14 protein-coding genes are annotated in these 13,592 nt (G+C 65.1%); 8 read left to right on the forward strand and 6 right to left on the reverse strand.

The annotated features are described in order from the left end of the window. Positions 1–10: 10 nt before the first annotated feature. From ACQPXH_RS13000 to ACQPXH_RS13015, 4 genes are all read right to left on the reverse strand, one after another. A complete protein-coding gene (locus ACQPXH_RS13000) occupies positions 11–1,639 on the reverse strand; it encodes an NTF2-like N-terminal transpeptidase domain-containing protein (RefSeq protein ID WP_433602591.1) in 1,629 nt (542 codons plus the stop codon). A gap of 225 nt (positions 1,640–1,864) precedes the next feature. Continuing rightward, complete coding sequence (locus ACQPXH_RS13005) at positions 1,865–2,242, reverse strand: VOC family protein (protein WP_433602592.1); 378 nt, start codon at positions 2,240–2,242, stop codon at positions 1,865–1,867. A 97-nt stretch (positions 2,243–2,339) separates the two neighbouring features. After that, entirely contained in the window at positions 2,340–3,038 is a 699-nt protein-coding gene (locus tag ACQPXH_RS13010) for a helix-turn-helix transcriptional regulator (protein ID WP_433602593.1), read from the reverse strand. 149 nt (positions 3,039–3,187) lie between these two features. Continuing rightward, positions 3,188–3,793, reverse strand: coding sequence for a hypothetical protein (locus tag ACQPXH_RS13015; protein ID WP_433602594.1), 606 nt, complete (start codon positions 3,791–3,793; stop codon positions 3,188–3,190). A gap of 325 nt (positions 3,794–4,118) precedes the next feature. On the opposite strand from ACQPXH_RS13015, the gene ACQPXH_RS13020 reads away from it, so the two are divergent. Continuing rightward, on the forward strand, positions 4,119–4,721 hold the full coding sequence (locus ACQPXH_RS13020; protein WP_433602595.1) for a TIGR03086 family metal-binding protein: 603 nt from the start codon (positions 4,119–4,121) through the stop codon (positions 4,719–4,721). Between the two features lie 203 nt (positions 4,722–4,924). Further along, a complete protein-coding gene (locus tag ACQPXH_RS13025; RefSeq protein ID WP_433602596.1) occupies positions 4,925–6,460 on the forward strand; it encodes a DHA2 family efflux MFS transporter permease subunit in 1,536 nt (511 codons plus the stop codon). A 47-nt stretch (positions 6,461–6,507) separates the two neighbouring features. Here ACQPXH_RS13025 and ACQPXH_RS13030 read toward each other — a convergent pair whose 3' ends face one another. Then, positions 6,508–6,939: a type II toxin-antitoxin system Rv0910 family toxin gene (locus tag ACQPXH_RS13030; RefSeq protein ID WP_433602597.1), complete on the reverse strand. Its 432-nt coding sequence runs from the start codon at positions 6,937–6,939 to the stop codon at positions 6,508–6,510. Positions 6,940–7,294: 355 nt separating this feature from the next. Here ACQPXH_RS13030 and ACQPXH_RS13035 point away from each other — a divergent pair, with 355 nt between their 5' ends. The 6 genes from ACQPXH_RS13035 (at position 7,295) to ACQPXH_RS13060 (ending at position 12,563) form a co-directional block, all read left to right on the forward strand. After that, a complete protein-coding gene (locus tag ACQPXH_RS13035; protein WP_433602598.1) occupies positions 7,295–8,725 on the forward strand; it encodes an ATP-binding protein in 1,431 nt (476 codons plus the stop codon). Beyond that, positions 8,725–9,153, forward strand: coding sequence for a roadblock/LC7 domain-containing protein (locus ACQPXH_RS13040; protein WP_433602599.1), 429 nt, complete (start codon positions 8,725–8,727; stop codon positions 9,151–9,153). The genes ACQPXH_RS13035 and ACQPXH_RS13040 overlap by 1 nt, the downstream gene beginning before the upstream one ends. Then, positions 9,150–9,500, forward strand: a complete 351-nt coding sequence (locus ACQPXH_RS13045; RefSeq protein ID WP_063037917.1) for a DUF742 domain-containing protein — start codon at positions 9,150–9,152, stop codon at positions 9,498–9,500. The genes ACQPXH_RS13040 and ACQPXH_RS13045 overlap by 4 nt, the downstream gene beginning before the upstream one ends. Then, positions 9,475–10,080, forward strand: coding sequence for a GTP-binding protein (locus ACQPXH_RS13050; protein ID WP_433602600.1), 606 nt, complete (start codon positions 9,475–9,477; stop codon positions 10,078–10,080). Before ACQPXH_RS13045 ends, ACQPXH_RS13050 begins: the two co-directional genes overlap by 26 nt. Before the next feature lie 193 nt (positions 10,081–10,273). After that, positions 10,274–11,332 carry a cytochrome P450 gene (locus ACQPXH_RS13055; RefSeq protein WP_433602601.1) on the forward strand — a complete coding sequence of 353 codons (1,059 nt, stop codon included), beginning with the start codon at positions 10,274–10,276 and terminating at the stop codon, positions 11,330–11,332. A gap of 13 nt (positions 11,333–11,345) precedes the next feature. Next, on the forward strand, positions 11,346–12,563 hold the full coding sequence (locus ACQPXH_RS13060; protein ID WP_433602602.1) for a cytochrome P450 family protein: 1,218 nt from the start codon (positions 11,346–11,348) through the stop codon (positions 12,561–12,563). A gap of 63 nt (positions 12,564–12,626) precedes the next feature. On the opposite strand, the gene ACQPXH_RS13065 is transcribed toward ACQPXH_RS13060, so the two are convergent. Further along, on the reverse strand, positions 12,627–13,571 hold the full coding sequence (locus tag ACQPXH_RS13065; RefSeq protein ID WP_433602603.1) for a hypothetical protein: 945 nt from the start codon (positions 13,569–13,571) through the stop codon (positions 12,627–12,629). Between the last annotated feature and the right edge of the window lie 21 nt (positions 13,572–13,592).

Below are 13,592 nucleotides of genomic sequence, written 5' to 3' on the forward strand. Positions count from 1 at the left end.
AGCCCTGAACCTATCCGAGATCCGGATGAAAAATGCGTTCGGCCGCATTCCGCACAGTGGTGCTGCTGTCCGGATCCTCGACATGGAGTGCGAAGACCAACTCGCCGGTATTGGCGAGCAGCCAGCCCTGCCCGGCCGCCGTGGTGACATATCCGCCACCGCCGATCAGGCTCCGGAGTTGGTCGACCACCGCGGCGGGCAGCGGACTCGATTCGGCGGAAGTCATTGCCGGGCGGCCGATTTCGATCATGGGTGGCGTGATACGTCCAATGGCGATGGCGGCGGTGAGGATCGCCATGCCGTACGGGCTGGCCTGGATTTCGCTCGCCCGGCCGCCGCGCCGGGCGTCCGCGGTGCCCGGGACCGGGATTCGCGAACTCACCTTGTCCAGACCCGTCAGCTCGAAATCGACGCCGAGACCCAGCATGCGGGCCGCCTGGGTGATCTCGTCGAGGGATACATCCTGCGGCGGTTTGTGCGCGATGGTGGCAGCGGCCGTCCGGAGTAGTTCGGACGTGCCGCCGATCGGGGCCAGCCCGGCGAAGGCCATCGGCTCGTTCGTGCTGGCCGCGTTGTTCTCGGCGGCGGCGACAATGGCTCCGGTCGCGGGACGGATCGCGACGACGGCCGCCGGATTCCCGAGGTAGTTGACCGCATCCTGGGCGGCGCGCTGCCAGTGCGGATCCAGGGTCGCGGACACATCCGGCGCCGGTGTGCCCTGCTGTCCGGCGATGTTTGCGATCGGAAGCCCGTCGGGTCCCGATAGCTGCACCGCCCAGCCCGCGGTCCGGTCCCGGTTGTCCTGCCACACCGTGCGCAGTGCGTCGAGCATGGGGGATTGGATGCGCCGGTCGGCCGAGATCAGGCGTGGCTGCGGCTGTGCCACCACCCCGGGAATCGGCGTGATGTCGGGTTCGAGAACCGCGAAGTCGTCCTGCCGCAGATTCACCGCGACGACCGGTTGACCTTTGGCGGCGGCGAGTTGCGCGCGTAAGGACTCGCCGGTGATCAGTGGGGCGACCGGTGCGATGGCCTTCGCCAGCGCGTCGGTGGTGGCGACCGGATCAGTGATGCGGGCGGGATCGAGCCGGACCACAGCGATGACATTCTCGGTCATCAACGGTTGTCCGAGACTGTCCTTCACCACGGGCGACGGCGTTGGGTAGGCCTTTACCAGGTTGACCTTGCGGGTGTTGTCCAGTTGCGGCAAGGCGATAGTGGGATCCCAGGAGATTCGCCAGCCGGTCGCCAACTTTCGGATCGTGCCCTGCGCGTCGTATGTCCAGTTTCGATCGTGTCCGAATGCCCACGCGCCCTGCAGGGCGAAGATGCCCTCCTTGGAATCCAATGCGATGAATTGCGACAAACGGAAGTCCGGAGCACCAGGGCCCAATCCCTCGAACACCTGTCGCAGCGATGTGGCGGCATTGCTCGGTTGGGTGGTCAATTTCGCGGCGCTATCCGCATCCCGCTTGTTCAGCAGCTCGGTGAACTTTTCGACCGCCACCTTCGCGTCATCCGAATATTCGCCGAACGAACAGGCGCACCCGCTGAGTGCCGCCGCGAGAATCACTGTGCCGAGTGCCGCCGACCAGCGTGTGCGGCTCCTGTGCGGTCCGACGCCCGGGGAATTGCTCATCGGGATCCTCGATTCTCGAGTCCAACCGCGATTGATGGTCGTCAGCATCTGATTGCGCAGCGCAACGGACTTCGAGGCTAGTCCGCGCATTCGGCGGCTATCCATTCGATAAATCGGATAGCTGCCGAATTGCGATGGACTCGAGATATGGCCTTATGTTGGCTCCCCGCAACAAAGTTCGAGCCGACCGGGGGACCCCCGCCGATGGCCGAGGTCCCCGTCGGTTCACGGCTGCGGCGGTGGACTGAAGATGCCGAAATCGTTTCCGGAGGTGTCCAGGATGTGTGCGAAGACGAGTCCGTCCTTGCCGGTGATCGGCGGGACCGACACCTTTCCGCCCAGCTTTTCGGCGGCGGCGACCGTGGCCGTCACATCCTGGACGAGGACGAAGAAGGTCGCGTGATTGGCCGAGGCATCGGGGGTGCGCGAGATGCCGCCGCTGGGCGCCTCGCTCGCCGGGTAGCTGACCAAGTCGTAGGTGTCGGCGTTCGGGTCGGCGGTGAAGCTCCAGCCGAACAGGTCGCCGTAGAACTTCTCGACCTCCTGCGGCTTATCGCTGCCGACCTGGAACCAGGCAACCGTGTTGAAAGGGGGAGTGCTCACCGTGTCGTCTCCTCGCGTTCGGGTATAGGTGTCTTGCCCGACCACGATCACCCGGCGCGGCGACAACCCCCTGTCGGTGTTTCCCGCCGATTTCCTCTCACAGCGCGACGGTTCGGAGTTCGAGGTCCTTCGGAATATCGGAAGGGGTGAGCGGGCGCGGCGACGTCGGTGTATCTGTCATGGTCACCGCGCGGATGCGGTCCAGCCGGAAGCAACGCGACTCCGCGCGCAACCGGCACCACGCGATGAGATACCAGCCGCGCGATCCGTTGAGGAATGCTGTCGGCTCGACCTCCCGGTCGCTGGCCGCGCCGAAGCGATCCGAATAGCTGATCCGCAGCACCCGTCCCGCTTCGATCGACTGTCCGATGACCGACGGAATCGCCTGGACGGGCGGCGCATCCACCGGATCCAGCAACCGAACCCGCGCGGCGAGGTCGCGCGCGGCGGCCGCGTTGCGCTCCGACATCACCCCGAGAATCTTGTGCAACGCGCTGCGCCCGGCCTGGTCGAAGGGCATCGCCTCGCTGCGCGCCAAGGCCACGGCGAGTGCGACCGCTTCCGCCGCGGTGAAGTTGAGCGGCGGCAGCGACATGCTCTTCTCCAACGCGTAGCCACCGCGCCTGCCGACATCCGCGTAGATCGGAATACTCGCCTGCTGCAGTGCCGCGATATCGCGTTCGATTGTCCGAACGCTGACCTCATAACGTTGCGCCAACTCTCGCGCGGTCCGCATCCGCGGCGCCACCGCCCGCAATTCCTCGACGATCGCATACAGCCGATCCGTACGGTTCACGCCGCCACGCTAGCGCCGGCCACCGACATCGAACGCTCATCCGAATTGTTTTGGCGGAATGCGGGTATCAGTCGAGGGTGTCACATAGCCGGTGACCGCCTCGCGCAGTCGCCTGCGCGCGGGTGTCACTTGATATGCGACGGCTCGGGTCAGCGGCGGGAGACCAGCATCGGTTCGTGCAGGTCGAAGTATTCGACTTCGCCCATGAGTTCGCCTTCCTCCTCGAACAGGGTGCGCAGATCGTCTGGAATCTCCAGCTTTTCGTGGGCGCGGGCCTCGGCCTCGGAGGTGAAGTAGACGGCCTCGACGTAACCGTCGCTGCCATATGTCGCCAGGGTGCCGCCGAGAATTTCGGGGCGCAGTTCGTGGATGCGCTCGGTGCCTTCGGCGAGCAGTTCGCGCATGCGGCGCGGATTGCGGGTATGGCCCTCCATGACCTGGACGAACCCGGCTTGATCCGAGCCACCGCCCAGCCACTGCGTCACCTCGGGGCAGTCCATGAATTGCACCGGTCCGTCGAAGCACTGCTCGGTCTCGGCCCACCACGCGCCCTGCTCCGGACGATTGCTATTGCGCCGCGCCGCTTCTTCGGATTCGAACCTCGCCAATGCGATGAACGTTCCGTCATTGCACAACCCGCTGGTCGTCCCGAGATAGCCGACGGCTCCCGGCCGCAATTCCTCGGTCCACCGATCCATACACCGACGTAGCCGATCGGCGTCGGAAACCTTTCCTTGAATAACTTGGATGAACATCGAGTCCTCCTAGTGCGGAGGGATCACTCCGCTCCATAGCGAGGCTGACGCGTCGCGGTCCACCGAGGGTGCTCGGACCGCACGGCCCGCGAACACCGCCACCGCACAGCTAATCGTTCGCCGTGGTGCGGCCGTACGCAAGACCGGCGCGAGTCGATGCGCTTCGGCGCAGTGGTTTCGGCGGGGCCGAGGCCGGTCAGTTCCAAGCGGCGTCAGCAGTTCGTCGATCTGGAAACAGTCGAACCTGCTCTACGCTGATCGCGTTAGTCGGCCGAGTTGCGCGTTCGGCGATGTGTGCGGCGGACGCGAGGCAGAATCGACAGGCGTGGATACCGTTGATCCCACCGTGGACCTGTTGGACCGCGCATTGACCCGGATGGGCGAGGTCATCGCGGCGATTCGGCCGGAACAGGCGACCCTGCCGACACCCTGCGCCGGCTGGGACGTGCAGGCGCTCGTGCGACATGTCATCGGGCAGAGCCTGCGGAACTTCCTGGATTCGGCGCGTGGCGAGATGGCCGATTGGGCGGCTCCGCCCGCCGAGCTGAGTCCGAACTGGGCGGCGGAGTACCGCGCGGCCGCCGCACCCGTCCTGGACGTCTGGCACCACGCCGACCTCGAACGCCCGGTTCCGGTACCCGGTGGCGCACAAGCGCCGCTGCGCAGCCGAGCCGACCAGCAGATCACCGAATTGGCCATGCACACCTGGGATCTCGCCAGCGCGACCGGTCAGCGCATCGACTTCGACCCGGAAATCGCCGAGTACGGGCTGGCCTGGTCGCACAAGATGCTGCGCCCGGAATTCCGTGGCCCGGACAAGGCTTTCGACCTCGAGGTGCCCGTGCCCGCCGACGCTCCCGCATACGACCGCCTCGCGGGGTGGTTCGGCCGCGATCCTTCCTGGAAGTCGCCGGGGCCGCAGAACTGATCAGCGCCCTACCGCGACAACACGACCGGCAACTCGAGCGGCCCTTGATGCCGAAACCCGGAGCGCCACTGGATATCTCCCGGATCGCAGGCGAGCGTCGGAGTGCGGCCTTACAACAGCAGCGTCTCCAGCACGGCCCCGAGGTGTGTCGAAGGTCGCAGAATATGCTGGTCATTTGGTCGGCGAGGTGCGAGGCTTAAGCGGTGACACATCCTCCGGATACCACGTCGGTCGCAGCGGACCCCGCGACCGACAAGCTAGACATCGCGGTCTTCAAGGTGGCAGGGGTCGTCGTGCTCGGCGCGATCATGTCGATCCTGGACATCACCGTCGTAACCGTCGCGATCCCGAAATTCCAGAACGAGTTCCACACCACCACCGCGATAGCGGCCTGGTCGATGACCGGCTACACCCTCGCGCTGGCCAGCGTCATCCCGCTGACCGGATGGGCGGCGGACCGGTTCGGCACGAAACGGCTGTACATGCTCGCGCTGACGCTGTTCGTGCTCGGATCGGTGCTGTGCAGCCAGGCCTGGAGCATGGAAACGCTGATCGCCTTCCGCGTTGTCCAGGGCCTCGGCGGCGGCATGCTGATGCCGCTCGGCATGACGATCATGACCCACGCGTCCGGTCCGCAACGCGTCGGGCGGGTGATGGCGGTGCTCGGGGTGCCGATGCTGCTCGGCCCGATCTGCGGCCCGATCCTGGGCGGTTGGCTGATCGACAGTTACGGCTGGAAGTGGATCTTCCTGATCAATGCTCCGGTCGGGGTGATCGCGCTCGTTCTCGCCTTCGTCGTGTTCCCCGCGGACAATCCGGAGCCGTCGGAATCCTTCGACTTCCTCGGCATGCTGCTGGCCTCGCCGGGTCTGGCGCTGTTCCTGTTCGGCGTCTCCTCGATTCCGGGTGAGGGTACGGTCGTGGCGGCCAAGGTGCTCATACCCGCCGCCATCGGTCTGGTGCTCATCGTGCTGTTCGTCTTCCACGCGCTGCGCACCGAACATCCGCTGATCGATCTGCATCTGTTCCGCAACCGATCGCTGACCTTCGCGGTGCTGACCATGGTGCTGTTCGCGACCGCATTCTTCGGAGCGGGCCTGCTGCTGCCGACCTATTTGCAGCAGGTGCGCGGCGAAACAGCCATGGCGGCTGGTCTGCTGATGGTGCCGCAGGGCCTGGGTGCGATGTTGACGATGCCGATCGCGGGCCGGCTCGTCGACAAGATCGGTCCGGGCAAGATCGTGTTGACCGGTATGGCGCTGATCTCACTCGGCGCGGTGTTCTTCGTGCAGCTGAAGTCCGATACGTCGTATCCGTTCATGTTGGGCGCGCTGTTCGTGATGGGCCTCGGCATGGGCTGCACCATGATGCCGACCATGACCGCGGCGATCCAGACGCTGACCCACCAGCAGGTCGCGCGCGGCACCACGCTGATGAACATCATCAACCAGTCCGCCGGGTCGATCGGCACCGCGACGATGTCGGTGGTGCTCAGCAGCCTGCTGAACCAGCATCCGCTCGCCAAGCCGGCGATCGCGTCGAACTACGATCCCTCGATCGCGGCGAAGTTGCCGCCCGGTGCGGTCGAGACCGGATTGAGCCAGGCCGCGACGGCATTCAGCCACACCTACATCGTGGCGCTGGTGCTGATGGTGCTGACCTTGGTACCAGCGGCGTTCCTGCCGCGTACCAAGCCGCAGACGCCCGCGGTCGCCGACGCGCCGGCCCTGGTGCATTAGCCGAAGGGTCCGAGTTCGCCTGTGCACCAGCCGAACTCGGACTCTCCTCAGCTGTAGAGCGCGACGAAACGCTCCAACGAGCGCTCGATATCGCCCTTCAGCGCCCGCGCGACACCGGAACCGATCGGACCGAACAGGGGCGCACCGCCCAGATCGATATCGACGGTGACCTCCGAGCCCGCACCCTTCGCGGCGACGAGCAGTTCGAGCTTGAATTTGGTGCCGCCCTTGCCCGTGCCGATCAACGCCAGGCGCCGCGGCGGTTCAGCGGCCTTGACCGTCCAGGTGACCCGATTGCGCAATCCCTTGACGGATGCGACACCGACCAGTTGGGTGCCGACGGTCAGTTCGGCGGGCACCTCGTCGCGCCACGCCTCGTGCATGAGGAGCCATTTGTCGAGTTCGGTGAGGTTGGAGGTATGCGACCAGGCCTTCTGCGGGGGAATCGGCACGTCGACGGACACCTTCAGCTTTGCCATTCGCGCATAGTATCCGGTACCCACGGTTCGCTATTTACGGCATTCGGCCATACCGATCGGGCGGTACGCGAAATGCAATGGGGGCGCTGGCGGTTCGAGGAATCGGAATGTGGTCCTCGGATCGAGAGAGACTTCCCGGCGATGCTGCTACTGTGGGCGGGTCGTCGGGTGCTGAGCTACTTATCGGCTCGATCCGCCCGGTTGGTGATTCTTCGAATCGCTTGCCGTGCGGGCACTCTGGGGTTGGTGCCGGTGTCGATGTGGCCGCATTCGACGAATGTTGATCCTGGTCGGCGTCGCGAGGAAGGCGAGACAACGCGCAGTGACACCGGCTGTCGCAACGACGAGAGAGCTGATGAATCAAGATATCGCCGTGGTGCTTTCATGGATCCTCGCCCCCGCTCTCATTATTGCCGTGGCGGCGGCGTTGTATGTAGCGCAATACGCGAAACAACAGAAGATCCGCGCCGACACCCTCAATAGAGCGAATCGGGCGCAGGAGGAAACCCTCGAGCACTTCGCCGGCCAGACACTGCCGGCGATGACCGAGGCGGTGCGCCGCTTCGAGGCACCGGTTTCGGCCATCGAGGTGCCGACAGGTCAGGAGGCTTCCCGGTTCACCCAGTGCCTGCAATGGATTTCCGAGCGGTACGCCGAGGACCTGCGCATGGTGCAGTCGGAGGCGCACGAGCAGGCCGTAGGTGAGGCCGAGGAAAAGGCGCAGCAGGCGATCAAGGCGACCGAGGAGGGCACTCGAGCCGAGATCGAATCCGCCTCGCGGGCCGCGACCAGTGCGGCGGTGCGTTCCTTCGGCACCTCCGTGGTCAGCCTCGGCGCGGATGTCAGTCAGGTGGTGAGCTCCGCGCTGCGCGAGCACCGCGACGACGAGGTCTACGCCACCCTCACCCGCATCGACCACACCGTGCAGCAGATGCTGCGGCAGGCCCAGTCGTATGTGATCGTCTGTGGTGGTCTGCCGGGTCGACGCTGGCCCGCGCAGTCGCTCACCGATGTAGTCGGCGGCGCGGTCGGGCGTGTGCGTGACTACCTGCGGGTGCGGGCCAACCAGCTCGACCGCATCGTCATCAGCCGCGCGGTGGAACCGCTGGTGCACACGCTGGCCACGCTGCTCGACAACGCGCTGCGCTACTCCCCGCCGACGTCGTATGTGGATGTGACCTTCCAGGAGGGCCACCACGGCGTCACCGTCATCATCGACGATGCCGGTGTGCGGATGAACGCGGAGCAGATGGAGGAGGCCAGGCAGGTTCTCGCCAATGAGCGCCCGATCGACATCCACCAGCTCGGCCCGTCCCCGCGCGTCGGTTTCCCAGGCATCGCGGCACTGGCCCGACGCTACGGATTCACCGTCTACATCGATGGCCCGAACGTCTACGGCGGTATGCGGGCGATGGTCTACATCCCCGAGGCGCTGCTCGTCACCACGGTGGCCAACGCCGAACCGGCTGTTCCCGCCGTCACCCCGGCCCCGGAACCCGTGCCGACCGCTATCGCCGAGGATAAGCCCTTCGAATTATCCCCGGTTCCGGTCTTGGCCGGGGTGGGCGAACAACCCGCCGAGAACGAGGAGTTCGCTGTGCACGAGATCACCAGTGGCGGTCTACCCAAGCGACGCCGTCGGGCGGTGTCTTCGGTGCCCGCGCAGACCAGCACCGAATCCGAAGCGGGACAGGCTCGTCCCGAAATCGCCTCCGCCTGGCAGACGGGTTCCAAGAGCGGCCGTGAGGCTGCTGCCTCCGATAACAGCGAAGGGATGTCATCCTGATGAGCACACCGGTGACCGACAGCAGCAATAGGCTGGGTTGGCTACTCGAGGATCTCAGCAACGTTCCCGGCGTCCGGTTCGCGGTGCTGCTATCCGACGACGGACTGCGGATCGCGCACTCCGACGGTGTCAACAAGGATGATGCCGAGCGTTTCTCCGCGGCCGCCTCGGGTCTTCGCTCACTAGGTAAGGCGCTCGGCGAATTCTGTGGTGGCTTCGACAATGGTGTGCGCCAGAACATGACCGAATACGACCAGGGCATGATCCTCATCACCGCGGCGGGCGAGGGTGCACTGCTCGGTGTTTCGACGACGCCCGAGACCGATATCGGGCTGGTCGCGCACCGCATGAACGAACTCGCCGGGCGGGTCGGGCACGAGTTAGGCGCCCAGCCGCGCGGGAGGGTTGAGGGCGGCTTGACGTCATGACGAGGTCCCGGCGAGACCCCGACTTGGTCCGGGCCTACGTGCGCACCGGGGGGCGAATCCGTCCCAGTCGTGAGTTGGACCTGGTCACCCTGGTCGTCGCCGCCAAAGATCCGGCACCTGGTGCGACACCCGATGCGCGCCAGGTACTCAACCTGTGCAGCCGTCGCAGTGCCCTGTCCATTGCCGAGATCGCCGCCTATCTCGACCTGCCGCCGTCCGTGGTGAAGATCGTCGTCGCCGATCTGCTGGACAGCGAACATCTGGCCACTCCGACCCCGGCCGAAGTCATGCCGGAGATCACCCTGCTCGAGGAGGTACTCAATGGGCTCCGCGCTCTCCCGGCCTGAGCGCACTGTCGACTATGTGCCGGAGACCGTGACCCGGTCGGTAAAGCTCTTGGTGGCAGGCAATTTCGGTGTCGGCAAAACGACATTCGTGAACAGCGTTTCGGAGATCCGGCCGCTGCGCACGGAGGAAACGATCACCGAGGCCAGTGTCGGCGTCGACGATATGGCCGGGCTACCCGGCAAATCGCAGACGACCGTGGCGATGGATTTCGGCCGAATCACGCTGAATCCCACACTCGCGCTCTATCTTTTCGGGACGCCGGGACAGCGGCGTTTCGTCCCGCTGTGGGAGGAGTTGGCGCGTGGTGCGCTCGGCGCCCTGGTCCTGGTGGACACCCGGCGCATCGAGAAGGCCGACGAGGTGCTGTCCGTGCTCGAGGAGCGCGGGGTGCATTATTCGGTCGCGGTCAACCAGTTCGAAGGCGCTAAGCGCTATTCGCTCGAAGAGATCCGGGACGCGCTGGATCTCGCTCCGGATACTCCGTTGACCTCGCTCGACGCGCGGCAACGCAGCACCTGTCTGCGATCGCTGATCACGCTCGTCGAGTTCCTATTCCATCGCCAGGAGTCTCGGAAGTAACTACGCATTGCATACTGATACAACAAAGCCCGGCCCTGTCGCGTTGGGGTCGCCGATCGATGCCGACGGCCCGCGCGTACCGCTCTACTCAGAGGAGTTCGCAGCAGATCCGCACCGCGCGTACCGTGACATGCGCCGCCAGTTCGGATCTCTGGTACCGGTTGACCTATCGCCCGGTGTACCAGCGACTTTGGTGATCGGCTATCACACCGCCGTGCGAATCCTCAACGATCCCGTCCACTTTCCGGCAGATCCGCGCATCTGGCAGCAAAAGATTCCCGGTGAATGCCCGGTGTTGCCGATGCTGGAATGGCGGCCGAATGCCTTGCGCAGTGCGGGTAACGAGCATTTGCGCTATCGACAGGCGAATGCGGCAAGTCTGGCCGAAGTCGATCTGCACGCACTACATGCCGTCGTCGAAGGTGCCGCCATTCCACTGATCAATGCCTTCTGCGGTGACGGTGCGGCCGATCTGATCAGCCAGTACGCATTTCCGCTCACCTTCCAGGTGTTGAACGAGATGCTCGGTTGTCCGGCGGAGATCGGTCAGCAGGTCGCCACCGGGATGGCGGCCATCTTCGAAGGTGTGAACGCCGACAAGGGCAACGCGATGCTCACCGACGCCCTGTTCGAACTCGTCACGCTGAAGCGCAGCGTTCCGGGCGACGACATCACCTCGCGGCTGATCGCGCATTCGGCGGTGCTGTCGGACGAGGAGATGATCCACCAGCTCGTCACCGTCTACGGCGCGGGCATCGAACCGCAGCAGAACCTGATCACCAACACACTGCTGCTGATGATGACCGACGACCGGTTCGCGGGCAGCGTGCACGGCGGAAGTCTTTCCACCCGTGACGCACTCGACGAAGTGCTGTTCACCGACCCGCCATTGGCGAACTACTGTGTCTCCTATCCGAGACAGCCGATCCTCATCGACGGCGTCTGGCTGCCCGCTCACCTACCGGTCGTCATCAGCATGTCCGGATGTAATAACGATCCCGCCGTCGGGGTGAGCGAATTCGGGCCCAACCGTTCGCATCTGGCATGGAGTGTCGGCCCGCATTCCTGCCCGGCGCGGTCGGTCGCCTATCTCATCGTCCAGGACGCCATCGACCAGCTGCTCGACGCACTTCCCGAAATGCGTTTGGGGACAGAGCCCGAACAACTCGCCTGGCGGCCGGGGCCGTTCCACCGGGCCTTGGTATCCCTTCCAGTCACTTTTCCCAAATCCCCTCCGCTAGCCATGCTGTAAGGAGATTTCTGTAGTGCAACAACCTATTACCTTGGATCTCACGGGAACCGATATCCAGGGCGAATCCGCACGCCTGCGCGAGCGCGGGCCGGTGGCGCTCGTAGAATTGCCCGGCGGTGTACGGGCCTGGTCGGTAACCGATGCCGGGTTGCTCAAGAAGCTGCTCGTCGACGCGCGGGTATCCAAGGATGCGAGCCGGCACTGGCCCGCGCTCATCAACGGCGAGATTCCGCAGGACTGGCCGCTTTTCCTGTGGGTCGGGGTGAACAACATGTTCACCGCCTACGGCGCGGACCACAAGCGGCTGCGCAAGTTGGTCGCGCCCGCGTTCACCCATCGGCGCACCGAGGCGATGCGCGGGCGGATCGAGCGGATCACCGAGGAACTGCTCGCCGAACTCGCCAAGACGCCTGCGGGCGAACCGGTCGATCTGCGTGAGGGTTTCGCGTATCCGCTGCCGATCCAGGTCATCTCCGAATTGATGGGTGTGCCCGAGGAACTCAATCCGGGCTTGCGCAAATGCGTCGACGGTATTTTCGACACCTCGCTCGGTCCGGAGGAGTCGCAGGCGAACTACATGGAGATGTATCGGATCCTCGGTGAATTGGTGGCGTATCGGCGCGACCATCCCGGCGACGATATGACCAGTCTGCTGATCTCACACCGCGACGAGGACGACGGGTCCCAGCTCGCCGAGCAGGAATTGATCGATACGCTGCTGCTTGTCATCAGCGCCGGGCACGAGACCACGGTCAATCTGCTCGACCAGGCGATCTTCGCGCTGCTGACCAATCCGGAGCAGCGCGCCGGACTGGTCGCGGAGCGGGCGGCGTGGGCCGATCTGGTCGAGGAAGCGTTGCGGTTCGAGGCGCCGATCGCGCATCTGCCGCTGCGGTTCGCGGTCGACGATATCGAGATCGACGGGGTGCATTTCGCCAAGGGCGAGGCGATTCTCGCCTCCTACGCGGCCGCGAACCGTGATCCGAAAGTTCACGGCGACACCGCCGATCAATTCGATCTGGCCCGAGACAGTAAAGACCACTTGGCTTTCGGCTACGGGGTGCACCATTGCCTGGGGGCGCCGTTGGCTCGGCTCGAGGCGCTGGTGTCGTTGCCCGCGATCTTCGCGCGCTTTCCGAATATGCGGTTGGCGGCGGATCCGTCCGAGTTGGGGACGGTGGTCAGTTTCATCTCGAATGGGCATGCCAGGTTGCCGGTTACGCTGGATTAGTCCACCTGAAAAGCCGGGCCCCCTTCCGATTTCGATCGGGAGGGGGTTCGTGTCTTTCCGGGGTCAGCTCGAGGCGTCGATGCGGCCCTGTTTTCGGGCTCGGGCCAGTCCGCGGCGGGCCATCAATCCGTTGGCCAGCAACAGCAGTGTCTTGTTGGGTGGTGCGATGAAACCGGACTCGGTGTGGGGTGCGTAGGTCGCATCGGTGCCGTCGATTTCGATCCAGCCGGTGTGCTGGCGGCATTCGAGGCCGACGAGCTGTGGGCGGTAGCTGTGGGCGAGCAGACCCGCGCGGCGGCCGCCCTGGGCGATTTCCGCTGGGACCGTGAGGTTTACCCCCGCCTCGCTCGAGCCGGTGACTTGCGCGGGGACGACCGCTGGGTAGCCGTCGGACTGGCGGTAGGCGAGCAGACAGTGCGGCAGTTTCGTGGCGCGCGCGGCGGCCTTGGCACTGTCCACCCGGGGGCCGGTACCTTTTGCGGGCGGCTTCTGGGAATCCACGGTGGCGGGCAGCGGTTCGCCGAATACCTCCGGTTCGCCGGTCGCATCCAGATTCGGCCAGGCGATGATCCGGGTGACCGCGACCGTCACCAGCACCCGATCGGTGTAATACGCGCTGAGCCAGCGATCCCAGAAGAGGCCGCGCCGTGGTGCGCCGAGATAGGGCGTCGCCTGCTCGCCGACTCGGTCGAGGGTGTCGGGGTCGGGCTCGGCGTCGAAGGTGGCGATGCCCTGTACCAGTACGAAGCGTTGATTTTTCTGGTCGCCGAGACCATGCTCACGTGCGTGATATGCGAGCGCGACCTTCGGCTCGCGTTTGATCCGCTCCAGCTTGCGACCGAAGCCGAGCGAGGTCGTGAACCCGACCGTTCCCAACTCTCGGTCCCGCATCCCGATCGGCGATACCGCCGTCACCACCGCCCCACCGGCCGGAGTGATATAAGCCGATCCGACGGTGAGATCACCGTGCAGGACATCATCGATTTCATCCGGCCACTCAACTACCATGCGCCGGAGATTAGTCCTGTT

It is taken from the genome of Nocardia sp. CA-135953 (assembly GCF_050955735.1).
Taxonomy (GTDB): domain Bacteria; phylum Actinomycetota; class Actinomycetes; order Mycobacteriales; family Mycobacteriaceae; genus Nocardia.